This is a genomic window from Sorangium sp. So ce693, from assembly GCF_051521375.1.
Classification (GTDB): domain Bacteria; phylum Myxococcota_A; class Polyangia; order Polyangiales; family Polyangiaceae; genus Sorangium; species Sorangium atrum.
In genome coordinates this window covers 3,300,627-3,325,000 of sequence record NZ_CP150347.1, presented here as the reverse complement: position 1 = coordinate 3,325,000, position 24,374 = coordinate 3,300,627, and the positions used below count along the sequence as shown (strand labels likewise).

The following is a 24,374-nucleotide window of genomic DNA, read 5'->3' as shown; positions in this document are numbered from 1 at the left end:
ATTTGGGCTCAAACAACTGCCCGTCTCCGCCCCGCGCGACGAGCCCCCTCCCCTCGGGCCTACGCTGGGAGCCGGGCGCGCGATCGTGAAGAGGCCCAGCGACGCCGCATGGTCGCAAGCCCGCCTGCCCGGACACCTGCCCGCCTCCGCCCCGCGCGACGAGCCCCCTCCCCTCGAGCCTACGCTGGGAGCCGGGCGCGCGATCGTAGAAGAGGCCCAGCGACGCCGCATGGTCGCAAGCCCGCCTGCCCGGACACCTGCCCGCCTCCGCCCCGCGCGACGAGCCCCCTCCCCTCGGGCCTGCCCTGGGAGCCGGTCGCTCGATCGCGATCGCGATGGGCAGCGCCGGGCGCGATCGCGATCGCGTGCGCGGGGCGAATCTCGGGTCTAAGTGATTGAATTTACATTGGATATTGTCGGCACACGGGCTGCTACGGGGGAGCTAGGAGAGGAGCCCGATGTCGATGATGAGCCGAAATACCTCCGATACATCCGTCACGTTCTCGCTCGCGGAGCTCGCGAAGCTCGAGGAAGCGCGCGTGCGGGAAGAGCACCTCCAGCGCGCGAGAGCGCGCGAGAAGGAAGCCCGCGAGCAGCGCGAGGAGGAGGCGCGGCGGCGCTCTGCAGAGACGACGCGGGCCGCCGCCGAGGCAGAGGCGCGGGCGCGGCGCGAGCGGGAGCAGGCCGAGACAGAGGCGCGCGCGGAAGCGCGGGCGCGGGCGGAGATCGAGGTGGCACGCATCGAGGCCGAGGCGAAGGCGCGCCTCGAGGCGGATAACGCGGCGCGCGAGCACGAGCTGGCCGTCGTCCGCGCTCGCGCCGAGGGCCGGCGCCGCAGCCTGGCGCACGCGCTCGCCGCTGCGCTCGGCCTCGTGGTGTGCGGCGGCGCAGCGGCCGCCTACGGGGTCGCGCGGCACGTGGCAGGCCTCCAGCAGGAAGCGCAGCAGCTCCGCGATGCACAGGCGGCAGTGGCAGCGGAGCGCGAGAGCGCGAGGGCGGCCGAGCTCGCGGCCCTCGACCGGCGCCACGCGGCGCTGCGAGGCCGGCCCCTCGCCCGCGACGCCGAGGAGGCACGGGCGACCGCGGAGGCGGCGCGGAACGCCCTCGATCCGCGGGCGCTGGACCACAACCGGCTGCGGGCGTTCGGGGACGCGCTCGATGCGCTGGAGACACGGCTCGACGCGCTCGAGAAGGTCGCGGCGCTCGATCGGCGCCACGCCGACCTCGCGGCATGGGCCGCCGAACGGCGGCGGCCCGAGGCCACGGCGGCGGCCCAGGTCGCCGCGGCGCGCGCGAGGACGCCGGGCGCCGACGAGGGCGCGATCCGCGCCTACGAGAGCGCGCTCGCTCAGCTGCGGGAGGCGCTCGCCCGGCCCGCAGCGCCGGGCCCGCGACCGCTGGTGGGGGTGGGATCCCGACAGCCGGAGTGCGCGAACCCGGGAGACCCGATGTGCGGGTTCGACGGGCGGCCTCTCTGAGGCGCTGAAGCCGCGATTCGCTGTGCGCTGAAGCCGCGATTCGCTGTGGGGAGCTGCGCTGCGCTGCGGGCGAACGACATCACCGTCGCCCCCCGGCGCGGCGCTTCCACGCTCCGGAGGTGCATGGCACCCTGCGAGGAGAATGGCCAAGGACGTGTCGAGCACCATCGAGCACCGGAGCCCGGTGCGGCCCGAGGCCGGGCGGCGACGGCCAGCGCTGGTGTGCGCGTTCCCGCGGCCCATGGCGTTCCCGCTGCCCGACTCGGGGACCACCATCGGCCGCACCTGGCTCGCCGAGCGCGGCCTCGCCGACGAGGAGGTGTCAGGCAAACACCTGCGGATCGATCGCGCCGGCGGCGCGCTGCGCGTCGCGGACGTCGGATCGCGCAACGGCACGTGGGTGAACGGGTCGAGGCTCGCGCCGCGCGACCTCACGCCGCTCGACGACGGGGCGGTGCTGAGGCTCGGGCGCGTCCTGTTCGTCTTCCGCGAGGAGCTCCTCGGCCCGCTCGATCCGGCGCCGCCCGTGGGCGGGCTCGTCGGGCCGTACGGCCTGCGCGCCGTGGCGCAGCCCCTCGCGGGCCTGCCGCGGAGCCGCCCCGGCAACGTGCTCATCGAGGGGGAGACCGGCGTGGGCAAGGAGCTCGTCGCGCGCGCCACGGCGGCGGCGCTCGGGCGCGCGGCGCCGTTCGCGGCGGTGAACGTGGCCGGCGTCGCCCGCGGCGTGTTCGAGTCCCAGATGTTCGGTCACGTGGCAGGGGCATTCTCGGACGCACGCAACGCCGCGCCCGGGATCGTCGTGGCCCACGACGGCGGGACGCTGTTCCTCGACGAGATCGGGGAGCTCGATCTCGATCTCCAGGCGAAGCTGCTGCGGCTCCTGGAGAACCGCGAGGTGCTGCCCGTCGGGGCGCAGCGGCCGGTCCACGTGAACGTGCTCGTCGTCGCCGCGACCCACAGGGACCTCGAGGAGATGGTGGCGCGCGGGGCGTTCCGGCACGACCTGTTCGCGCGGCTCGCGATGGCCCGCCTCCACGTGCCGGCGCTCCGCGAGCGGCGCGAGGACCTCTTCAGCGTGGCGTGCGAGCTCGCGCGGCGCGCAGGCGTCGCGCTCCCGGCCGATGCGGTCGAGGTCGAGGCCATGGAGCGGCTGCTGCTCGATCCCTGGCCGAGCAACGTGCGCGGGCTCGACGCGGCCCTCGCGGAGATGCGCCGCCTCGATCACGAGCCCGGGCTCCGGCTGTGGGCCGTCGAGGAGGTGCTCGGGAAGGCGCCGGACGACCAGAAGACCGCGCTCACGCAGGAGCGCGTCGAGTCCGCCCTCGCGGCCGCCGGAGGCAACGTGACGTCGGCCGCGGAGCGGCTCGGCGTCTCGCGCGGTAAGCTGCTGCGCTTCCGCAAGCGCACTCAACAAGGGGAGTGAGCGCGGCTGGCTCCGGGTGCCAGAAATCCGGCCAGAAACACCGGTCGGCAGCGAGCGGCGGCCGGGAACAGTAGCCATTTTCGTAGCTTCCGCCTGTTTCGTCGCGGAGGCCGGCTCCAGTGTGGCCCAACGGGGCGCCCTCCGCCGCCGCGTCGCCCGCGGTGAAAGGCCCGTGGCAACACCGAACCCACCGTCCGGCCACGCTGCACGCGCTGTTGACATAGAGAACCTTAAGCGACCCGCATCCCTCCTGAAAAAGTGACGCTGTATCAGCAACTTTATCATGCATTGAGGGGGCCGCGTTCACTCCACAGCCTGCGATGACCGCTGCGGCCCGGCGAGGACGTCGATCCCTGGGTGCGCCTCTGCTCCCTCGCTCTGATCGGCGTGCCTCGCCCCCCCTCGTCGACGGGACCGCAGGTGTCGTCGGAGGCGGGGTGGACGTTCCTGCTCCTGAGCGTCGCGGACCTGCTCGGGATCTACCGGGGGCCTGGATAGCCCCATGACCTTGCGAAAAGAGAGACGTCGCCGGTCGCTGCGCGCCCGGCTCCGGGGACCTCGACACGCTCGCGGTCTCGGGCATGGTCGAGGCCGATCACGTCGTCTCTCCCTGGCCGCATGACCCTGCGACGTGGCACTTCCCTTGCCGCCCTTGCGCCCTTGCGGTTGTCTCAGTCCCGTCTGGGCACCGATCTAGGCTACCCGTCCTCGAGCGAGGCGCCACGGCGGGGCGCCCTTCCGTTCTCACCGCTGCGCTATGCGGTGAGGGCCCCGCTCCCAAACGACCCGCGCTGCGCAACCTGCACGAGGTCGCCGAGGCGTTCCGCTGCGTCGCCGGCACCCCGATGCGGCCGGCGGAAGACCTGCAGCGCGCCGTGAGCACCGGGGCGGAGACACCGACCCGCGGCGCTTGATGCGCACCACATGACAGCGGATCGATGAAACCACCGCCGGCCGCGCGCGTAGTCACTTCAACAACAGAGGAGCGTGGGTCGCCGCGGTTCGGCCGACCCGCCGGGACATCACCAGCGGGTACGCCGGTGCGCCCGCGTTCCACCGCGTTCAACCCAGTATTCGCTGATGCTCCAATCGGCTGTGGTCGTATTCGGCGAATCGGAAGAAAGGAATCACCCATGTCAAGCCCCACGGGCCTCGCCCCCAATGCCTCGAAGGTCTACACGACGAGGATCGTCGGATCGGCTACCAGGCTGTACTTCGTCGTCCCGTCGCTCAACGAAAGTCAGCAAGGGATGCTGTCGTGGCATATCGAATTATGCTGTCAGGATACGCACCGCACGGTCGTCGGAACGCACGAGAGTTACCATGACATCTATGCCGCGGGTGCACTCATCACCGTTCGCAACATTGGATCTGTGCCTATCGTCGTCAGAACGGATTATCTCTAATGATTGGGCAGTTGCGATTGTATTCAAGGAGAAATCTATGCTGAACAGCGCTGCTCGTCTCGATTCCGACCCTGTGTTTTGTGAACGCGTCGTTGCACTCGATGCAACCGTCCCGCGAGACAACTTGCGCCCGCTGGATGGGATGATCGGCCACATGGAGCGCTTCGCCGCCGTTCGCCGCTGCGAGGTCCACGCGGCGCGCTTCGACGGCGCGAGTGGCGACGAGGCCGTGAGCTGGCGATCGCAGCGCGACGCCTTGCCCCAGGGGATTGCCGCTCTGATCGCAGCGATCGGCGAGCTGTCCGCGCTAGCCAGGATGCTTCGGCCGATCGTCACCCCGGCGCTCGACGATATCATCGCACTAGCCGCTGACCGTGACCACCCGCTTCGCGACGTGCTGTACGAGCTCGGGAGAACGCTCGGATTCGCCGACCTCGAGATCGACTGGGTGTTCAAGGAGCTGGCATCGATCGATTGGCGGCCAGTCCACCTCGTGTGCGCGGACGGCTTCGACGATCTCCTCGCTCTGCTCGAGGCGGTGTCCGTGGGTGAGTTAGGCCTGCTGGTCGCCGGTTTTGTCCGGCGGACTGGGGATCCTCAGATCGACGAGCGGGTGGAGAAGCTCATCATTCGTCTGCGATCGGTGAACGTCACCGCGAGCATCTTCCTGCCGCTGGTCATCGTCGCCACGGCGCACGTCGTCGCGACGCAGCACCTGCAGCCGCGGACGTGAGCCCCGACGAGCGCCGCACCAGCCCAGACCATTCACGAGGGTAGCGAGGAGGCGACCGTGAGCAGCGCCAGGAAGATCGCGGCCCCAGGGCGCGATCCTGAGCGCATTCTTTGAGGGGCGAGAAACGAAGCCCCCTCGGAAAACTTGGTCGAAGTCCTCCGAGGGGGCTCGCCTCCGAGTTGTCAGAAACGGAGGAGCCCTTGTTCGACCAATTCACGCTCAAGGGCGAGTTCTTCGCGACGTTGGAGGCCCTGGACCGGGCGATCGCGCAGCGGGTGGCGGCGAGCTGGTACCCGGCGTGCGGGGGCCCGCTGCACGCGGGCAACTACCCCCGCAAGCCGCGGAGCGCGCTCATCGCGGCGGAGCGTGACGCGTTCGTCGTCCGCTTCAGCTTCTGCTGCGGCCGCGAGGGGAGCCGGAGGCCTGCGGGGCGCTTCGGCACGCAACAACTGCGCACGGGCGATCTCAGCAGAGCCCGCTGGCGCTGGCGAGCGGCAAGGCTCCGGCAGCGAGTCCACGCGAGCGGCGAGCTCGACGTTCGGTCCAAGCTTGCTCATGCCTCCGGTGCCACCGGCAGCCCGAGCAGCCGACCGATCGCCCCGTGAACGACCCGGGCCGCCACCTCGTCCCCGAGGGCGATGGCGCGGCTCAGGGTGCTCGCGAGCGAGGCGACCACGGCCGCACGAGGCGACGGATCGGTCACGGCAAGCTCCCCAGGCCCGAGGCTTGACGCTTGGGTCCGGGTTGGGCCACGCGTTCCGAGGGGCTGCGATCCGTCGTCACCCCCTCCCAAAATCCCGGGGCATCCGACGGATCGCGACGGTTCGCCCCCGCGGAATTCTCCCGCCAGGAATCCCGGTGCACCACATGGGTCGCCTGCTTGGCAGCCTCTCGCTCGCGACCTCGCCGCGCATCGATTGGGCCAGGCTCCTTCGCCGGACGTTCGGCATCGACGTGCTCGCATGCGCAGTCGGCCATCACCGAACCGGCGGTGGCGCGGAAGATCCTCGAGCACCTCGGGATCTCAGCGACCGCGCAGGTACCTCGATATCGCCACCTAGCGGGGGACATCGGCACGGCGTGCACGAGCGCGGCGCCGGTGGCGAGGCTGGAGCGCACGATCTCCGGCTCCGATCCGACCTGACCATCGCGCGACGACCTAGCGCAAGCCAAGTTCGCGCCGCTGCAGGGCTCAGGGGCGTACATGTGTGCCCGCCTGACCGCCGACCGATGCCACGCGCCCGGCGGCCAGGCCCGATTGCAAAGGGGTCACGGGAGCTCACGGTGGTGACTTCGCTCGCAACAGGTCAGCTAACACATTGATTTTTCTAGGATTCCTCACGCGAGCGAGATCGCACGGGGGAGACGATGTCCACTCGACTCGGCCCAGAAGCAGGAGAAGCTGAAGCTTCTTGACATCCACAAAAGTGCTTGGGCCCGCTACCCGCTACCCGCTACGCGCTCACCGCGGTTGGGGAGGACCTTCGCCATCGAGCTCGACGATGGCGGCCGGACCGACCCGCGCGAGCGCCACGCGCGGCGCGTGGCATCGCCGGATTCGCCCGAGCCGCGCGAGAGGAAACGGGCACCGGAACGATTGACGCAGGAACGAAGGGTCGATTAAATTCAGCGCCAATGAAGAGCCTGGGGGGCTTCGGGCGCGCCTCGCGAGCGATGCAGGGGCGCTCCGTACAGAGAACCGCCGGGCACGCCCTGCTCGGCCTCATCTGGGTTACCGGCTGCGGGGCCGGCGCAGCCGTGATCCCAGGGCGCGTACTGCCGGAGAATGCAGCCGATCTCCTTCGCGCAGCGCCGGGCACCTACCAGCCGTCGCCCGCGCAGATGCAAGGATTCTCGGGCGGCAACGAGCTTGGCCAGATCCTCGAGGGCGCGGTGCCCCCTGAGGCGCACGCCAGACTGCGGCATGACCTGGCGCTCGACTGCCTCGCTGGCGCCACGGCCGAGGTGTACATCGAGGCGAACCGAGGACCGGTCGAATCGCTGAGACAGTGGCTCGCCTGGAAGTGCGGCGTGGCCTCCGCCATGCTCACATGGCGGGTTGACGCAACGCGCGGGCACGACAAGAGCGGGCGCCTCGATCGACGGCTCGCCGCGTTCGCGCGCCGGTTATGGGCGCTGCATCCAGCGGCTAGCGCCTACGGTGTCGCGCGGCGGACCCGGGGGCAATGGGGAGTCCAGGGCGTCGTGCTCGACAGTGGCGGGGTCGTGTTGGCCCCGACGCCGAAGCGTTTCTCCCCCGGAGACACCCTGGCGCTCGACCTGCGCGCCCCTCCCGGCCTGATCGATCCCGCGTTCTACATCGACGCGGAGGGGGGCAAGGTGACAAGACAGAGCGTCCAGCCCGGGCCGGACGGGAAGATCACGTTGCGTCACAAGCTGCCCATGAAGCCCGGACGCTACTTCGTCGAGCTGAACGCGGTTCAGGTCACGAGACCCGACGTGGCTCCCGACGAGCTCTGGCACCGGGCAGTCTTGCTGTTTCCCGTCCATGTCGGGGTCGCCGAGCCGGCGGCGCCCGACAGCTTCATCCTGAACCCATCGCCCAATCCGCCGGACCGCGCGACCTGGGCGGATGCGATCGTGGCCGCGTACAACGCGGAGCGGCGTCGGTTCGGCCTCGCGCCACTCGCTCTGGACCCGGCGGTGGGGGCGATCGCGGCGAGGCGGAGCGAGTCGACCGCGCGCGCGGACGAGGTGCTGCCGCCAGACGATACCCTCGCTGCACAGCTGAAGGCGAACGGGGTATTGCCAAGGCAAACCTGGCAGTTCACGGGGAGCGCTGAGTTCATCTCCGAGCACGTGGCCGTGATGCTTCAGAACCCTTCGTCGAGGTATGCTCTCCTTTCTCCCGGGGCGACCCGGATCGGGATCGGCATCACCGCCGGCGCTCCTCCTCCTCTCGCCGAAGATCCGTCTTCCGAGGAACCATCAGGCGAGGTGCCCAGCTGGTATGTCGAGCTGGTCGTGAACGAGAGACCGGCGCAACCAGGTGAAGCGCGACCAGCTCAACCAGTTGAATCGGCACGACCGGCTCAATAAGTGCAACCAGCTGAGCAGCGCTCCAGCAACGATGCGATCTCGCGCCGTGCATGGCGGCGGCCAGGAAGCTCAGGGGCACCTGCTGGAGCTCACGCGAGGCTTCGGCGCGCGGGCCCATCGCGAGGGGCATACGGCCGAGGAGCACCTCGAGGGGTGGCGGCTGCGCAAGCTCGCCTCGGGCGAGCAGCGCTCCCTGAAGCACCCGTTGGTGGAGGCCTCGAGTGGCGGGGTCGTGGAGGGGGCGGATCGGATGCGGCTGCTCCAGGAGGTCGATACTTTCGAGAACATGTAGTTCCCGCACACGCACGCGATCATCCGCCGCATCGTGCCGCGCGAGCGGCGCGGCGGGGTCGTGGCGGCGTTCTTCAAGAACCTGGAGCAGCAACCGGTCGGGCTCCGGCGCGGCCCGACGGGGCGCCCTGCGCCGCCGTGTCGCCCGCGGAGGCGGCCCAGCCTGTTCGCGGCGATCATCGTCAGGCGATCATCGTCAAGCGAGCCGTCGCGCAGACCGGGGCCAAGACCGCGGTCGACGAGCTGCTGCGGGCCCGAGCCCGGCGGCTGGCTTCAGGCCCGCGGGAGACCCTCCCCTACGCGGGATACGTGAAGCGCCTCCTGTCCTTCAGAGGCGGAACGCCTTCGGTGAGCCCGAGAGCTCCGTGTTGAGGTCGCCGGTGGCGTCGAGGCCATACGCGTGCAGCCGGTACTCGGTCCCGTTGCGCCACGCGTCCGGAATCCGGAACGAGAACCCGTGATGCCCCGCCATGTCGAGGTGGGTGTTCACGTCCAGCCGCGGCAGGTCCGCGCCCGTGCCGCCGACGAACTGGATGCCGTCGATGCCCGGTCCGCTCGCGTAGAAATGCACCGCCACGCTGGCCGGCGTGTCGGGGTCGGCCGCCCACCCCGAGGCCACCCCGGTCGTCGGATCGATGCTGTCGAGCCAGCCGACAGGGGTCTGCCGCAACCTCCCCGCGTTGACCCGCTGCGCATAGGCCGAGTCCCCTTCCCCGTAATACGCCGCGGCCCTGTCGCCCAGGAAGGGGTTGCCGTTGCCGTCGAGCTTCAGGTGGAAATAGCAGAATCCCCAGACGTTCCAGGGAAGGACAAGGCTGCTCTCGCCATAGTGCATGAACCCCGCCATGCGCTCTCCCTTCCGCGCCCTCGTCTCATCCGTGTGCAGGCCCACCTCGGTCATGATCCATGATTTCGTGGGCGCGTAACGGCCGTAGAGACCGTGCACCAACGGGAGATCTTGGCAGCGATACCAGGACTCGTCTACCCCGTCGCGCGTCCCGTTGTACGCGTGCACGGCGACGTAATCCGCGTTGTGAAGCGGGCTGTCCGTGCCTTGCGCGTAGATCTGCAAGAACCACTCGATATCGAGGTTGACGCGCGGGGCGAGCGAGCAGGTGACGATCTTGGCTTGAGGGAACCGCCTCCGGCAACGGGCGATGGCCTCCGCGAGATAGTACCGGTTCTCCCAGATGTAGCTCTCCTTCCACGCGCGGCTCTGGCCCGCCCAGAACGCGCCCGTGCCGTCCGAATCGTTCACCGTGTTGGGCTCGTTGCCCAGCTCGATGATGAGATCCCTCTTCTTCTCCTTCGCCGCGTACCAGGGGGCGATCTCCGCCTCCACCTCGTTCGGATCGACATGGTACCTGTCGCCGGTCTTCGTCCGGACGAGGGTGATGGGCGTCAGCGAGCAGAGCTCCGAGATAGTCGCCGGGTCGTAGATCGAGCGGTCGAGCAGCCCCCACCCGGTGACCACCTTCAGCATCTGATAACCGCCGCGGCGGATGGCGTCCTTGAGGTGGCCGATCGTCGCCTCCGTGAGCGTGAGGCCGGAGACGCGCGGCGTGAACGCCACCTGCGCTCCGGCTTCATGCTCGATCCCGGTCACGACCCCCGCCACGCCGGCCGCTGTCGCCGAGATGAAGGCGCGGCGCGACAGCGCGAATGAGTTCCCCTTGTCGATCCTACGCATGACAACCCTCTCCAATCGTGTTGGTTCAAGACGACAGCGCGCATCCCTCGGCAGCCGCTGGCCGAAAGCCGCCAGCGGATGGCTCGCGCGTCTCACCCGCGACCGATGCACGCGTCAGGCCAGGGAGCAGATTGCGCTCCGCTGGCCGCGCAGGCGCGCCCTCGATCCGAGGCTCCGGCCGCAGGCTGTAGGCGGGGACCAACACCTGTTGGCGTGCGCCTACGATCGCCTCCGCGGCTGCGCCGCGGCAGAGATCGCGCCGCTCGGACGGAGGGGCGATGAGCAGGTGCTGTTCGAGAGGATCGCAGCGAGCTCAGGGGTCGAGCGGGCTCAGGGATCGAGCGAGCTCACGGGTTCGCGTAGAACGAGCTCACGGGTTCGCGTAGAACGAGCTCACGGGTTCGCGTAGAAGTAGTAGGCCGCGCTGTAATCGACGCGCGCCTCGGCGCCATCGTGCGCTTTGTCGCAGCCGTCCGCCGGAGCCTTGCCGCCCACGGTCTGAACGCGCTGAATCCACGCGACGTGGCTGAGCACGCCTTGACCCTCGGTCGATTTGATTTCCAGGAGCAGCCAGGGGATCGCGGTGGCGTCGGGAGCATCGACCTTGGCCTTCATGGCGCCGACGACCTTGCTGCCGTCCGCCGCTTCCCACGTGGGGCCGCCGTAGTGCTTGCCCAGCGCTTTTCCTGCCTCGTCCGACAGCGTCGCGTCCGGGGCCTTGAGCGTCCATTCGAATTTCGCCTTGGGCTCCTTCTTCTTGCCGCACACATAGATCTGTGCGCCCTTGGCGTTCGCCTTCAATACGAGGTTGGCCGTGCTCGGCGCTTTGATGGCATCGGGTGTTTCGGGGGGCGCTGGCTTGGGGACGCTCGCAGTCGCCGCGGGCTCGGTCGCGGGCGTCGCTTGCACAGGCGCCGGTGCCGACGGCGGGGGCGCGACGGGCGCGGGAGCTTCGGCGCTCGCAAGCGGCTCGCTCGGCGGCGGGCTCGAGGGGCTCGGCGTCGACCCCGCGCAACCAAAACCAATGAAGACGAACCCAATCGCATAACGCGCATTCATGATGAATTCCTCTCTGATCGCGGCGGCACGGGGGTCAGGAAATCCAAACGCGATCCGAAAGTCAATCTCCTCGTAGTGGCCGTCCCACCGCACAGCCGCTCTGAAGGGCGGCCGTCCTCCGCGCTGGCAAGCGGCTCCGACGCCAGCGGCGGACGCGTGTTGCCGGGAGGCGGGCAACCTGGGGTAAGCCCGGGGGTGTGCATGGGGGCGCTCCGTGCGCTCGCGGCGCCCTCGCCAGCCAGAGGTGGGCAGGTGAAGCGCATCTCGTGGGCGAAATCGTCAACGACGGCGGAAGTCTTCACCTGCAAGGGTACCATCGGCCAGGCTGGCGACCCTGCTCGTGAGGGCCGGCGCGGCGCAGGCGGGGACTGACAGCCGACCGAGGTGCGGCGGAGGTGGCAGGAACACGATCTCGCCGGTGGCCGCGACGCTTGACGACGGGGGGCCGGACTCGATGTAGCGCGCATGGGGCGACCATCCACCGGGCGACGTCCGCAGTTCCCTTCCACGGTGCCACGACCGGTCCGGGCGCGCGCCGGGCGCACACCGACCGAGCAGACTCCGTTGGCGGTGCGGACCTTCGGCGTCGGCGTCGACGAGGCGACGAGAGCGCACGTGCGCCAGAGCCTCGGGGCGAAGCTCGGGCGGTTCGCGCGCAGCATCGAGCGGCTCACGGTGCGCTTCACGGACGTGAACGGGCCACGGGGCGGCGTCGACGTCACGTGCGACGTGAAGGTCGTCCTGAGCGGGCACCCCAGCGTCGTCTACCAGATGCGAGGCCACGAGCCGCGCGAGACGATCGACAGAGCCGTCCCGGGGATCGTACGGGCAGTGCAGAGCGCCCTCGAGCGCGCGCCGCGCGCCGCACCACGCGCGCCGGCGCGCGGCACGAAGCGCACGGCCCGAGCGGCGAAGCGCAGCGCCGCGGCTCCGGCGCGGCTCGGCCATCCGTCGCCCGAGGGCAGCTTCATCGGGCGGCGCGTGGGGCGCAGCGAGGAGAACCTCGAGAGCGCGCTGGAGCGGCCCGAGAAGTCGCGGCGTGACCTTCCGGTCGACACGGCCGCTCCGGGGCGGAGCGCGACCGACCGAAAGGCGGGCGGCGGCTCGACGGCGCGGCGTAACACGATGCGGAGGGCACGGAAGGCCACCGCGACGCTGGAAGACTCGGCGCAGGACCGCCCGTCGCGCAAGTCGACGCGCAAGAGCGCCAATCGCGCGAAGCAGGGCTCGAAGCTCCAGCGACGCCAGGTCCGGCAGGCGGCCACTCCGAGCGCCAGGGCCGCGAAGGCCACCGCCCGCTGATCCGGCGGTGCGCTCCTGGCCGCCCTCGGCCGTGACGCCTCCCACGAGCGCCAGGCACAATGTTCCCGCCGGCGCGCTGGCACGGACGATGCTCGAAGCGGACATGGTCCCGGCCACCTCGTCCGCGCGCGGCGGGCGACCGACGGGACACGCATGCTCCACGAACCAGAGGAGTGCCCATGGTCGGTCCGCTCGGAGAGTCCCCGAAGCCGCTGCGCTTCGCGCCCGTCGACGTTGCCACCGTGCGGGAGAACCGCGGTTGGTTCCTCGCGATCGGCGTGGCCTCGATGGTGCTCGGGGTGCTCGCGTTCCTCCTGCCCTTCGTCGCCCCTCGGGCCACCGCCATCGCCCTCGGCTGGTTGATCGTGCTCGCCGGCGTGGTCGAGGGCAGCCACGCCATCCAGAGCCGCGGCTGGGCCGGCGCCGGCGGGGAGTTCGTGAGCGCCCTCGTGCAGGTGGCGTTCGGGCTTCTCCTTGTGCTCTCCCCGATGACCGGCAAACTCGCGCTGATGGTGATCGCAGCGGCGTACTTCGTCGCCGAGGGCGCGCTCAAGCTCGTCCGCGCCTATCAGCACCGCGGGCTGCGGGGCTCGGGGTGGCTCGTGTTCGACGCCGTCCTGTCGCTGGCGCTCGGGATTCTGATCCTCACGGGCGGCGTCACCACCGCCGTGAGGGTGCTCGGCTTGCTCGTCGGAATCAGCCTCCTGACGGGCGGCATGTCGATGATCCTGATCGCGCTGGGCGCCGCTCGCGTGCTCCACACGCGAGCGTGACGGAGACGGGGATCATCGGACGCCAGCTCGAGGGCGATCTGCTCTAGGGCAGATTGGCAGAAGAGATGTTCCAGGTCCTGTCGCTGCAGAAGCGGCAGTTCGCGCCGACGAGCATGCCCTTGCCGGTGGCCGATTCGTCGCCCTTGAGCCACCAGTTGAGCCACGCCAGGCTGACCTGAGTGAACTCGCCGCCGTTCCGGGCCCACAGATCGCCGCCGTGGTCCGCGCCGACCTTGGCGAACATCATGACAGGGATATCACCCCGGGCGGCGATGTTCTCGAAGTCTCTCGCGCCGTTCGTGTTCGCGCCGAGGCTATCCGCGGTGCCCGTGACGATCAGTACGGGTGTGTGAATCGAGTTGTAGAAGGCCTGATTCACCGAGAAAGAGCCGCTGCTCGTGTGTCCCCAGGTCGTCATCCTGGGATCTGCGGCGGTCCCTGCCGCCATCAAGCCGCCGCAGGAGAAGCCGTTCGCGGCGACCTTCTTGGTGTCGATCCTCTGGTAGTAGGCGCTGCAAGGCTTGTCGTTCTCGGCGATCACCCAGTCGACGTAGGCGAGCAGCACGTCGCCTCCGCCCCCGAGCTCGCGGTTGGGCTCCTTGCCCCCCGGTGTCCCGTCCGCCACCACGAAGTAGCCATGCGAGGCGATCTCGGCCATGGCCGCTTCCGTCGCGAGCCCGTCTCGCGAACATGCGCCCTCTCCCCAGACGTAGATCGGATACTTGGCGTTCCCGTCGAGATCCGCCGGACGAAAGATGGTGCCCTGGTTGATGCCCGGGTCTGAATTCGTCTCGACGACCACCTTATGAGGGCCGCTCCCCGACACGTTTCGACCAGCCGATTTTGACGCGGTGCACGTGCCGGTGAAGGCGCCGCCGCTGCCGTCGCCCGAGCCTCCGTTCCCGCCCGCCATGTCCCCGCCGCCCGCAGGCGCGCCGCCCGAGCCGGAGGGCTCAGCCCCTCCGGCAGTGCTCTGTGAGCTGCTCGGGCCCGTGGGCAGAGGCCCTCCGGTGGTGCTCGCCTGCTCGCCGCCGGAGCCGCTCACGCTCCCTCCTGCGCCCGCCGTGGCTCCGCCGCTCCCACCAGGGTTGCCGTCGTCATTTGAACCGCTGCAGGCGCCGACGATCATGCCCAGCGCAGCGCAGGTGAAAGCCCAACTCAATTTGTTTTTCATTGCGACACCGTATTGGCTCGAACGACGGGGCACACGGTCATGGTCGTCAGGCGCCTTACGGACCCTGGCGGCACACCGTCGATCGACGAAGCAAAAGGATACCCCTCCACACAAGTGTGAGCGTTCACATTCTCGATGTCAATTCCAATCGACGGGCCTTCGACTGTCGTCGATCTCTGTTGACATCCACAAAGGCGCTTGGACTTCCCGCTCAAGGCTCGCGGCCAGCGTTGAGCCACCGCAGCTTGTCGGGATTGGCCACCGCCCGGATGGCGCGCACCACGCTGCCGTCGATCTCGAGCGAGCAGGTCGACCAGCCCGCGCAGGTCGCCCGAGCCCACGCTGCGGGCGAAGCGCGCGATCAGCTCGCGGTGGGCCTCGGGGGTGGGCGGAAACCGTGGCCGCTGCCGTTCGAGGTGCTCGCGGCACGTGAGCTCACAGGAGCTCTTTGGGGAGCTCGCTCCCGCTCATCACCTGCCGCACCTCGATGGCCATGTTGAGCGGCTCGCCGCCGGGCCCGGGCGCGGCGGACGCCTGCGCGGCGAGCTCGTAGGCGCGCTCGGGGCTGCCGACGTCCACCATCCAGAAGCCGGCGAGGAACTCCTTGGCCTCGGGAAACACGCCGTCGGTGATGGGCCTGCCGTCCTTGCCGGCGCGCACGAGCCTGGCCTGATCGGGCGCGGTCAGCGCTTCGATCCCCACGAGCTCGCCCGACTCGCGGAGCTTCTGGTTGAAGCTGTTCAGGAACGCGAGGTGCTCCTCCAGGTCCTTCGGCGGCCAGCTCATCAACTCGTAGGGCTGTCTGGTCGGCACGTGCATCATCAGGACGTATTTCATCGTCAGCTCCCTTTCAGCGGGCGCCCCTCGCGTCGGGCGCGCGTTCACAGACGAGTCGGAGCCCAGGCGGCGTTCTCGACATCGCGGAGGACGATACTCCTCAAAGGAGAAGTTCACGCGCAATCAAGGGCGCCCAGCCCAGGGAGCCGCCGTCTTGGCTCACGCCGCCGCGCGGACCGGCGGCAGGCGGAACGCTGCGCCCTCGGAGCGGCTGCGCCGGCGGAACGCGCCCGGCGCCTCGCCCGTGTGCCGCTTGAACGCGCGGCTGAACGCGAACTCCGAGTCGTACCCGACCTCGGCCGCCACGGCGGCCACGGAGCCGTCGCCCTCGGCGAGCAGCTCGGCCGCCCGTTGCATGCGGAGCTCGGCGAGGTAGCGGAGCGGCGGGACCCCCAGCTCGGCGAGGAACCGCCGCGCCAGCGCGGCGCGGGAGAGGCCCGCCGCCTTCGCGAGCGCCTCGACCCCCCAGCGCTCGGCCGGCTTCTCCTGCATGAGCCGGAGCACGCGCGCGACGCGACGGTCGAAGGCGCGCGCGCCGCGCCGGTCGAGCGCGCGCGCCGCGCGCCCTTCGCGCGCATGCTCGTGGCAGTGCAGCGCGTAGGCGAGCAGCGGCTCGAGGAGCGAGCGCGCCAGCTGGGCCTGCCCCGGGGAAGCATCCGCGAGCGCGGCGCGCAGCAGGCCCACGACCGCGGAGAGCCCCCGCGCGCGCCGCACCTCGCCGGCAGGCAGGTGGACCACGGGCGCGAGCGAGGCGAGCGCCCCGCCGGGCGCGGCGGCGTAGGTCGCCGAGATCAGCTCCGCGTCGGCGGGAGCGCGCCCGGGCGGCGGCGCGACGCAGCGGAGGCTCTGCTCGCGGGGCCCCGCGCCGCGCGGGCCGAACCCGAGGAGCACGACGTCGCCGGCGTCGAGCTCCAGCGCGCACACGCCGTCCTCCGAGAGGCGAAAGGCGCCCTGAACGACGACGTGGAGGCTCGGCGGATCGCCCGCGCTCGCGCGCCAGGGCGCGCCAGGATGGCCGTAATGCCGGGAGACCACAACGCCGCGGGGAAGCAGCCGCTCCATCTCGTCCGCCATGCCCCATGGTTGCCCGCGCCGAGGCCGCTCGTCCAGCGCTCGCTCGCGGATCGAGACGCGCGAGCATGACTCCGCGCCTCGCGGTCATGGCGCGCGGGCGAGGGCCGCCGGAAGCTCGGGGCCATGACGCGCCTCGATTCCACGCCGAACGATCCCACGCCGAACGACGAGCCGCACCCCCGCGCGCTGTCCGAGAAGGTCCAGAGCAGCCTGCTGAGGAGCCGGACCGTCCTGATCTTCGGGGAGATCACCAGCGAGCTGGCGCAGGCGACCACCGCGCAGCTCCTCGCCCTCGCGAGCGATGATGGCGAGAAGCCGATCCGGATCCTGATCCACTCGCCGGGCGGGCACGTGGAGTCGGGGGACACGATCCACGACGTGATTCGCTTCATCCGGCCCGAGGTCAAGGTGATCGGCACCGGGTGGGTCGCCAGCGCGGGCGCGCTGATCTTCGTCGCGGCGCGGCGGGAGAACCGGTTCGCGCTCCCGAACACGCGCTTCCTCCTGCACCAGCCGCTCGGCGGCGTGCGCGGCCCCGCGTCGGACATCGAGATCGAGGCGGCCCAGATCATGGCCGCGCGCGACCGGCTCAACCGCATCTTCGCGGAGGCGACGGGGCAGGCGCCCGCGAAGATCGCGCAGGAGACCGAGCGCAACCTGTGGATGACGGCGCGCGAGGCCCAGGAGTACGGCCTCGTGCATCGCATCGTCGAGAGCGCGCTGGAGGTCTGAGCGCGCCGACGTGCTGGTCGCGGAGGATGGGTATGCTGCGCCGCGCGCCGTGAGGGCGCGCGGCGCAGTCAGGGGCGGTATCCCTCAGAGGCTGCCGGAGCCGGGGAAGTCCACGCCCCACCAGGTGTGATCGCGGAACTCGTTCCAGAGCGCCGCGCGCGTCTGCCCGGTCTCCGTGACGAAGACGCTCTCGTCGTACGGGAGCGCGTCGTAGGGCGCGAGGCTCCTGTTAAAGGCCGGGATGAACCCGGGCTTCTTGAACTGCTCGATCCAGAGGAGGAACGTCGCCATCTCGCCGTCGTTCTGCACGAAGTCCCCGGCGGTCCGGACGGTGAGGTCGTGATGCCCGGCGCGCAGGCGCAGCGAGTCTGCGAGGCCCTCGATGATGTATCCGTTGCCGGTCCCCACGTCGTCGAGCTGATAGACGTGCGCGAGCTCGTGGTAGAGCGTGCCGATGATGACGCGCCGCACGTCGTCGCCGCTGTTGTACACATCGTTGATCCAGAACGCGCTGAACGACACCGTGGCCACGTCGCCGCTGTACTCCGCCCAGGCGTACCCCGGCTGGTCGACCACCCTGATGTTCAGGGTGTTCCTCCGCTTCCAGAAGGCGCCGGGCTGGGCATAGAGCCCCTCGACCACCTCGCGCGAGATCTCGCGCACGTCCCGCACGAGGGTGCTGCCGATCGCGTCGTTGAAGCGCTGTCCGCCCGTGGTCGTCGACTGGTTCTGGTACTGGACCGTCTGCGGGAGGACGGCGCGGTACGGATCGTCGGTCCGGAGGAGCTCGATCTCGCTGAGTTGCAGGACGGAGGTGTCGCTGGTGAAGTTGAACCGGTACTTCTTGTACGCCGTGGCGTTGTTGATGAAGTAATGGTTGCGCTGGAACCTGTTCGTGAAGCTCTGGCCCGCGCGGGTGTCGAGCGTCGTCCAGGTCACGCCGTCGTTGGAGCCCTGGAGCGTCCAGGACCTCGGGTCGCGCGCGGGGTAGTCGTTCGCAGAGGAGATGGCGTACCCGTCGATCGTGAACGCGGTGGGCAGCTCGTAGCGGATCCAGCCGGTGCTGCTGAACGTGAGCCACTTGCTGATGGGGCGGCCGTCGAAGGCCCTCGCCGCGGTCTCCTGCGGGCCGTTCTCTCCGCTCGCGGTGATCACGGGCGGCGTCGGCAGGACCGGCGTGCCCGGCGACCCGAAGAGCGCGAACTCGGAGAGCTGGATCTGGGCCCAGCCCCCGAGGTTCTGCTGGATCTCGAGGCGGAACTTCCTGTACGCCTGCGCGCCAGCGACCGTGTACGATTTCGTCTGGAAACGCGCCGAGAAGCTCTCGTTCGAGCGCGTGTCGAGCACCGTCCACGTCATGCCGTCGTTCGAGCCGAGGAGCCGCCAGGCGCGCGGATCGCGCTCCGGGAAATCGTTCGCCGAGGAGATGCTGTACGAGCCGAGCACGTACGCCTCATTGTTCGGCGAGTCGTACTGGAGGAAGCCCTGGCCCGCGAAGATGAGCCATTTCGTCCCGACATCCTCGTCGAAGGCGTTCTCGAGCCGCTCGCCCGCGGGAGAGTCGTAGGTGCTTGCATAGAAGGTGCCGCCCTCGAGCCGCGCATCCACGAGCGCCTGCTCGGCGGCCTCGATGTCGCCGTCGCCGAGCTCCTCGCCGAGGGCGCAGGCCGAGAGCGCCGCCATGGCTACCAGGGCCGCGGTGTGTTGAAGAATCTTCGTCATCGCGTTTGCCTTCCTTTCCTGTTCGGATCGCTCGGGGCCAGGGCGAGCGACATCGTCGCACGCCAGGCCAAGAGCGCCGGGCTGCCTCAGGTCAGCCAGACACGCCCCGCGGGCCGCACCGCCTCGACGAGGCTCGCAGATCGCGGGGATTGTCCCGTGGATGCATGCCCACCGGGCGCGACGAGCTTCAGCCGTCCCGTGTTCTCCCGGAGACGCCTCTCGAGCTAACGAGATGATCGCCGCGCCGCGCGAAGCGCGCTGTCCAACCTGGCAGGGCGGCAATATGGCACCTCTTGTCGGGGGCGCAAGGCGGCTCGGGCGCAAGGCTCGTTGAGCCACGATCTCGGCGTGAACGCGCGCCGATCCCCACGTCTCACACAGCTCTTAACAAGCCAGTTTCACACTTCTTAACGCGAGCACCAGATAAAGAGAGTAGAAGTCACCCGCCGTTCGGCGATACTCGGCGCCCTCATGACGCCGCTTCCTGGAAGAGAGTACCGCGCTCGACGAGATGTACGGAATCCGGGATCAGGGGAGGGCTGGACTCCGGCGCTCGCGGCGACGCGTCGCGGAGGAGCAGATCGCAGGGGCGAGAGCCCTCCCCCCATGGCGGAGAGCCATGGCGGGAGCGTCCGGCTCACCAGCCCGTGGTACTCGTGGATCGCTGCATATCCCCCGCTGTGGCCGCCGGCGCCTTGGCGATGCTCGAGCTCGCCCACAGGCCGTCCAGTCCGCGCGTATAGGCGGAATAGGTGCGGTAGGCGACGCCGTCCTCCAGCGCGAATGCTCTCAGGCCCGGCCTATCGCGCGAGTACGTGGGCGAACCCCGTGACGGTGATCCTATCCATTCGAGGCCTCCGCCGGCGCGGCGCCGTTCTCGCCGGTGATGGCGTCGATCTTCTGGAGAACCTTCGGCCATCCGCCGCTCATGTTGCGGAACGCATAGTCGTTCTTCGGGGTCTGGAAGCCGGAGTGCACGAGGCGCAGCCGGGTGCCGCCGCTGACCTTGGTGAGCGTCCAGGTAACGACCGTCTCCAGACGCGAGCCATAGTCGGCGTTGGCGACGTGTCCGCCCTTCCAGGTGTAGACCAGGCGCTCGTTCGGCGTGACCTCCAGCACTTCGCACTGGATGACGCCATCCCACTCGCCGGCCGGCGTGGTCTGGTAGGTGAAGCGGGCGCCCTTGGTCGGCTCGAAGCCGATCGGCTTCATCAGCCAGCGGCCCATCAATGCGGGCGTGGTCAGCGTCTTCCACATCATTTCGGGAGTGTGGGGAAACACCTCGTCAACGACGATCTCTCGGCTGTCGGCCACGATGGCGGCACTGTTCATGGATCAATCTCCTTCAGGAGGGTTCTGAGGTCGGCGAACCGCTCGCGCCAAAAGACGCCGTAGTGGCTCATCCAGTCGACCAGCGGCGCCAGCCCCTCCGGCTGGGCGCGGTAGTAGACCTTGCGCCCCTCGGGGCGCTCGGCGACCAGGCCGGCCTGCTTCAGGGACTTCAGGTGCTGGGAAATAGCGCCCTGGGTCACGCCGCTGCCCCGCGTCAGCTCCACCACGGTGATCTCGTCGGAGCTGACGATCCGCTCGAACACGGCCCGCCGAGTGGGATCGGCAAGCGCGCGCATGACGGCGTCGATCGCGGTGGCTTCGGCCATGCCTAATACATTAGTCACGACTCATCAATTAGCAAGAACTAATTGATCGTGTCGCACCCCAGAGCGCGGCCTGAGCCGGCACCTCTGCGCCTCGGCCCCCGGCGCGGTGCCTCCGTCGCCGCGTCAGGCAGCGCAGCGCAGCAGGATCTTCCCCTGAACAACGCGCGCCCGCAGCGCATCGAGCGCGTCGGCGACGCGCTCGAGCGGCCATGTCGCGTGAACGACCGGATCGAGCGCTCCGCTCTCGACGAGCGAGAGCACCTCTTCCATTGTGCGCGAGAACCGCTCGGGCGCCTCATCGACCACCGTGAACACGTCGCTCATGGCGAGCGATACGCTGCGTCCGAAGCCGTCCGCGAGCGCGGCGCCGAGCTCGACGCCTGGCGGCCCTTCGAGGAAGCCAAAGGACACGAGGCGGCCGAAGGGAGCGAGCAAGCCGAGATCGCGCGCGAGCGTGGCGCCGCCGGTCGCGTTGAGCGCTGCATCGACGCCGCGCCCATCGGTCAGCGCGCGCACCCGCGCCGCGACGTCCTCGCGGCCGTGGACGATCGCAGCGGCGGCGCCGTTGCGCGTCGCATGATCCACCTTGGAGGCGTCGCCGACGAGCGCCACCGCGCGCACGCCGAGGTGCCGCGCGAGCTGCAGAGCGGCGGTCCCAACGCCGCCGGCCCCGCCGTGCACGAGCACCGTCTCGCCGGGGGCGATCCCGGCGCGCTCGCGCAGGAGCACCCACGCCGTCGCGTAGTTGACGATCGACGCGGCGGCGCGGTCGAGCGGCACACCGTCGGGCACGAGCGCGGCGCGGCGCGCCTCGACGTCGGCGAGCTCGGCGAACGCGCCGGTGTGCGGCGTGCCCATCGCGACGACGCGCGCGCCCACCGCCGGCCCCCGCGCGCCCTCGCCAAGCGCCTCGACCGTGCCCGCGAGCTCGAGGCCGAGCCCCACGGGCCTCGGCGTGAGGGGGAGCTTCCCGTCAGCGAGGAGCAGATCGATGTGGTTCACCCCTGCGAACGCGACGCGCACGCGCACGTGCCCGCGTGGAACGGTGCCGAGCTCCCGCTCGCCGATCACAGCGCCGCCCGCGCCCGGGCCCGGCCCCAACAATGCAGCTCTCATCTGTGCTGTCCCTCCGCGTTGAACAGGCCCCAACGTGCGGGCACGCGGTCCGCCAGTCCAATGGATGCACCGGATGCTATGCATTCACGCCGTGAATCTCTCTGCGCTCGACCTCAATCTTCTCGTCGTCCTGGAGGCGCTGCTCGAGGAGCGCAGCGTCACCGCCGCCGGCAAGCGCGTGGGCCTGAGCCAGCCCGCGACGAGCAATGCCCTCGGCCGGCTCCGCGCGCTGCTCGGCGATCGCCTGCTCGTCCGGCGCGGCCGCGCGCTCTTCCTGACGCCCCGCGGGGAGCAGCTCCGGCGCGACGTGCGCCCGGCCCTGGACCGCCTGCGGGCGGCGCTCGCCCGCCGCCCGGCCTTCGACCCCGCGGCGCTCTGCGACGAGCTGCGGGTGGGCATGAACGACTACGCCGCGTACGTGCTGCTGCCGCGGCTCGTCCGGCGGCTCCGGGCGCGCGCGCCGAGGGCCAGGCTCGCGGTGCTGGCGTTCGAGACGCGCGACGCCGCCCGAGCGCTCGACGCGGGCGAGGTCCACGTCGGCCTCGCGGTGGAGGGGCCCGGGCTGACCGGGCTCGAGTCCCGGCCGCTCCTGCGCGACGACTTCGCCCTCGTCTGCCAGCCGCCCGCGCCGCGCACGCTGCGCTCGTTCCTCGCGCGGCCGCACCTGCTCGTCTCACCTCACGGCGGGCGCGTCGGGGTGGTCGATCGCGCGCTCGCCGCCCAGCAGCTCGAGCGCGACGTCCACGTCACGCTGCCGCACTTCCTGATGGCGCCGCACCTGCTTTCGGGCACCGACCTCATCGGCGTCCTTGCTGGCGAGGTCGCGCGGGACATCGCCCCGGCGCTGAAGCTCGTCGTCGCGCGGCCGCCGCTCGCTCTCCCGGGCTTCACGCTCTCGGCCGTCTGGCATCCCAGGCTAACGGACGATCCGGCGCACGCATGGCTGCGCGAGCAACTCGCGGAGGCCGCGGCCGAGCAGCAGGCGTCGCGGCCGGCCTCCGCGAGCTCCTTCGCGAACGCGAGGACCACGGGGCTGGTGGAGCGTTCGAAGAGTTCGTGAAAATCAGGCAGCTCGGCCATTTCCGCAACGCCGCGCCCGACACGATCCCGCGCGCGATCGAGCGCTACGAGATCATGGCGAAGCCGGCGGTCACCCGCGCGCTCGAGGCGAAGATCACGCCCTGAGAATGGCCGCGCCTCGGCGCGGGCCCCAGGTACAACCCGAGGAGCGGCAGCATGAAGGGCATTCACACGCTGGTGGAGAGGTGGGCGAACGCGTGGAGCGCGGGATCACCGGACGAGCTCCTGTCCCTCCTCTCGAACGATTCCATCTACGAGGACGTACCGACGCAGCACGTGAGCCGCGGCAAGGAGGAGATCGCTGCGTTCGCCAGGGTCACCAGGAAAGCGTTTCCGGACCTTCGCATCGAGGTGACCAGCAGCTTCGCCACGGATGAGGCGGCCGCCGCCGAGTGGATCGCGACGGGCACGCACGCCGGCGACTTCCCGGGGTTGCCCGCCACGGGCAGGCGGTTCCGGATGCGGGGCACCTCGATCCTGGTCTTCCGGGGCGACAAGCTGCGGCGGGTCAGCGACTACTGGGATCTCGCGTCGAGCGGGCTTCTGCCCGGGGCCCCATCCGGCCAGACCGGCTCGGGCTGACCTGCCGCGACACGCGCGCGGCGCGGAGGTGGGGCCGGAAAACGCGGACGGGCCGGCGCGGGGGCCGTGATAGAGGAGGTGCGCCCGATGCCCCTCCACAGGCAACTCTGGACCATCCGCCCCTGGCTCCACCAGTTCCGCGCGCGCCGACTGCCCGCCTCGATCCCCTGGGGCGCCACGGTGTCCGATCCGCAGCTCGGGGCCTACCGGCCAAGTGGGCGGCCAGGAGTGAGGACACGACAGACCCCGACCAAGAGTTTCCGGAGTTCTGCCTCGGGCCATGGTGCCAACCCTTTTCCGCCAGCTCATCTGCGATATTCCTATGAGTAATACCCACCCTCAACGTGCGTCTTGATCTGGTTGCCGAAGATAGCCGTACCACGGAGGGAAATCTTTTCCAGGTGGTTTTGAATCCACCTGACGACTTTGGCGATCTCGGGCGCGCCGCGCTTTCCGGAGCGCTCGGCTCTCGCGATTGCAGAAGGGCCGTCATGGAAGCTCCGCCAGGGCGTGCAGGGCGAGTAGCTCGATGCGCAGTCAGATGTCGTGAGGGAATCGGGCGCGAGATCGATCCGTTTGCATCCAGCTCCCTCCGCGGAAAACCGCGTCTGGCCTCTCGCTTTGAGCCGAACTTCCCGAGGGTGCGCCAGAAACACTGAGTGGCCGCTCCCGTGCCGGAACAGCGCAGGGCAATGTGCAGGAAGGGAACGATGGTCTCGCCCTCGATAGGCTCCAGGGAGGAGGTCAGGTCGGCGCAAGGGGGGTGCAGCAGGCAGGTATCCGCGAATCGTGACAAAGCGAGCACGGCTGTACCGGGAATGCGTACTCCGCTCCGCTCGGCCACCTGTTCCGGCTGCACCCGAGCAGCCATTCCGCTGCACTCGAGCACCTTCGGAGCGTAGCGACGATCCTCTCGCTTGCTGCCCGTACCTCCCGTTCACCATCCAGCCGTCTCCTCGGTTCACCGAGTCGAGCTCAGCGACGACTCTCTTGTCCTCCTGGCCACTTCACGTTCAGGTTTGTTCTTCATGCTTGTTTCCTTCTTTCATTTCTTCCCTCCAAATCTTCTTGTCTTCCGCTGCGATGGGCCGCGCAGCGCAATCACGTGAGCGTCGTGGACCAGCTCGGCCGTCGCCTTGAAGCGCCCGAGCCGACTTCGAGCGGATCCGCGCTCGAGGCCCGCC

General features: G+C 70.0%; 21 protein-coding genes and 1 pseudogene. 12 read left to right on the top strand and 10 right to left on the bottom strand.

The features are described from left to right. Positions 1–464: 464 nt before the first annotated feature. From WMF14_RS12810 to WMF14_RS12785, 6 genes are all read left to right on the top strand, one after another. Positions 465–1,478, top strand: a complete 1,014-nt coding sequence (locus WMF14_RS12810) for a hypothetical protein (RefSeq protein ID WP_437801254.1) — start codon at positions 465–467, stop codon at positions 1,476–1,478. A gap of 142 nt (positions 1,479–1,620) precedes the next feature. Further along, entirely contained in the window at positions 1,621–2,901 is a 1,281-nt protein-coding gene (locus tag WMF14_RS12805; RefSeq protein ID WP_437801252.1) for a sigma 54-interacting transcriptional regulator, read from the top strand. 1,443 nt (positions 2,902–4,344) lie between these two features. Next, entirely contained in the window at positions 4,345–5,040 is a 696-nt protein-coding gene (locus tag WMF14_RS12800) for a hypothetical protein (RefSeq protein ID WP_437801250.1), read from the top strand. 200 nt (positions 5,041–5,240) lie between these two features. After that, positions 5,241–5,645, top strand: a complete 405-nt coding sequence (locus WMF14_RS12795; protein ID WP_437801248.1) for a hypothetical protein — start codon at positions 5,241–5,243, stop codon at positions 5,643–5,645. A gap of 1,069 nt (positions 5,646–6,714) precedes the next feature. Continuing rightward, positions 6,715–8,100, top strand: coding sequence for a CAP domain-containing protein (locus tag WMF14_RS12790; RefSeq protein ID WP_437801246.1), 1,386 nt, complete (start codon positions 6,715–6,717; stop codon positions 8,098–8,100). A gap of 31 nt (positions 8,101–8,131) precedes the next feature. Continuing rightward, positions 8,132–8,392: a hypothetical protein gene (locus WMF14_RS12785; RefSeq protein WP_437801244.1), complete on the top strand. Its 261-nt coding sequence runs from the start codon at positions 8,132–8,134 to the stop codon at positions 8,390–8,392. 327 nt (positions 8,393–8,719) lie between these two features. On the opposite strand, the gene WMF14_RS12780 is transcribed toward WMF14_RS12785, so the two are convergent. Both WMF14_RS12780 and WMF14_RS12775 read right to left on the bottom strand, forming a co-directional pair. Continuing rightward, entirely contained in the window at positions 8,720–10,081 is a 1,362-nt protein-coding gene (locus WMF14_RS12780) for a twin-arginine translocation signal domain-containing protein (RefSeq protein ID WP_437801242.1), read from the bottom strand. 393 nt (positions 10,082–10,474) lie between these two features. Continuing rightward, positions 10,475–11,233 carry a DUF3455 domain-containing protein gene (locus WMF14_RS12775; RefSeq protein WP_437801240.1) on the bottom strand — a complete coding sequence of 253 codons (759 nt, stop codon included), beginning with the start codon at positions 11,231–11,233 and terminating at the stop codon, positions 10,475–10,477. 471 nt (positions 11,234–11,704) lie between these two features. Between WMF14_RS12775 and WMF14_RS12770 the strand changes: the two genes are divergently transcribed. Both WMF14_RS12770 and WMF14_RS12765 read left to right on the top strand, forming a co-directional pair. Further along, positions 11,705–12,442 (top strand): hypothetical protein, encoded by a 738-nt coding sequence (locus WMF14_RS12770; protein ID WP_437801238.1) that lies wholly within the window; start codon positions 11,705–11,707, stop codon positions 12,440–12,442. A 179-nt stretch (positions 12,443–12,621) separates the two neighbouring features. Further along, positions 12,622–13,215, top strand: a complete 594-nt coding sequence (locus WMF14_RS12765) for an HdeD family acid-resistance protein (RefSeq protein WP_437801236.1) — start codon at positions 12,622–12,624, stop codon at positions 13,213–13,215. Positions 13,216–13,258: 43 nt separating this feature from the next. Here WMF14_RS12765 and WMF14_RS12760 read toward each other — a convergent pair whose 3' ends face one another. The 3 genes from WMF14_RS12760 to WMF14_RS12750 all read right to left on the bottom strand — a co-directional run bounded on the left by WMF14_RS12760 (position 13,259) and on the right by WMF14_RS12750 (position 16,300). Beyond that, positions 13,259–14,377, bottom strand: a complete 1,119-nt coding sequence (locus WMF14_RS12760; protein WP_437801235.1) for an alpha/beta hydrolase family protein — start codon at positions 14,375–14,377, stop codon at positions 13,259–13,261. Positions 14,378–14,824: 447 nt separating this feature from the next. Next, positions 14,825–15,226: a YciI family protein gene (locus WMF14_RS12755; protein WP_437801233.1), complete on the bottom strand. Its 402-nt coding sequence runs from the start codon at positions 15,224–15,226 to the stop codon at positions 14,825–14,827. 159 nt (positions 15,227–15,385) lie between these two features. After that, on the bottom strand, positions 15,386–16,300 hold the full coding sequence (locus WMF14_RS12750; RefSeq protein ID WP_437801231.1) for an AraC family transcriptional regulator: 915 nt from the start codon (positions 16,298–16,300) through the stop codon (positions 15,386–15,388). 123 nt (positions 16,301–16,423) lie between these two features. Between WMF14_RS12750 and WMF14_RS12745 the strand changes: the two genes are divergently transcribed. Continuing rightward, a complete protein-coding gene (locus tag WMF14_RS12745) occupies positions 16,424–17,032 on the top strand; it encodes an ATP-dependent Clp protease proteolytic subunit (RefSeq protein ID WP_272103024.1) in 609 nt (202 codons plus the stop codon). Positions 17,033–17,116: 84 nt separating this feature from the next. On the opposite strand, the gene WMF14_RS12740 is transcribed toward WMF14_RS12745, so the two are convergent. The 5 genes and pseudogenes from WMF14_RS12740 to WMF14_RS12720 all read right to left on the bottom strand — a co-directional run bounded on the left by WMF14_RS12740 (position 17,117) and on the right by WMF14_RS12720 (position 21,528). Further along, positions 17,117–18,754: a basic secretory protein-like protein gene (locus tag WMF14_RS12740; RefSeq protein WP_437801228.1), complete on the bottom strand. Its 1,638-nt coding sequence runs from the start codon at positions 18,752–18,754 to the stop codon at positions 17,117–17,119. A gap of 715 nt (positions 18,755–19,469) precedes the next feature. After that, positions 19,470–19,571: pseudogene (locus WMF14_RS12735) on the bottom strand (DUF899 domain-containing protein); the annotation flags it as partial. Between the two features lie 23 nt (positions 19,572–19,594). After that, a complete protein-coding gene (locus tag WMF14_RS12730) occupies positions 19,595–20,086 on the bottom strand; it encodes an SRPBCC family protein (RefSeq protein WP_437801226.1) in 492 nt (163 codons plus the stop codon). After that, entirely contained in the window at positions 20,083–20,412 is a 330-nt protein-coding gene (locus WMF14_RS12725) for an ArsR/SmtB family transcription factor (protein WP_437801224.1), read from the bottom strand. The genes WMF14_RS12730 and WMF14_RS12725 overlap by 4 nt, the downstream gene beginning before the upstream one ends. A 123-nt stretch (positions 20,413–20,535) precedes the next feature. Continuing rightward, a complete protein-coding gene (locus WMF14_RS12720) occupies positions 20,536–21,528 on the bottom strand; it encodes a quinone oxidoreductase family protein (protein ID WP_437801222.1) in 993 nt (330 codons plus the stop codon). Positions 21,529–21,619: 91 nt separating this feature from the next. Between WMF14_RS12720 and WMF14_RS12715 the strand changes: the two genes are divergently transcribed. The 3 genes from WMF14_RS12715 to WMF14_RS12705 are packed head-to-tail and all read left to right on the top strand — an operon-like array spanning position 21,620 to position 23,190. Further along, the gene (locus WMF14_RS12715; protein WP_437801220.1) at positions 21,620–22,588 is read left to right on the top strand and encodes a LysR family transcriptional regulator; all 969 of its coding nucleotides are present in this window, start codon (positions 21,620–21,622) and stop codon (positions 22,586–22,588) included. Continuing rightward, positions 22,585–22,713, top strand: coding sequence for a hypothetical protein (locus WMF14_RS12710; protein ID WP_437801218.1), 129 nt, complete (start codon positions 22,585–22,587; stop codon positions 22,711–22,713). Before WMF14_RS12715 ends, WMF14_RS12710 begins: the two co-directional genes overlap by 4 nt. 51 nt (positions 22,714–22,764) lie before the next feature. Then, positions 22,765–23,190 (top strand): ester cyclase, encoded by a 426-nt coding sequence (locus WMF14_RS12705; RefSeq protein ID WP_437801216.1) that lies wholly within the window; start codon positions 22,765–22,767, stop codon positions 23,188–23,190. Positions 23,191–24,374: the final 1,184 nt, after the last annotated feature.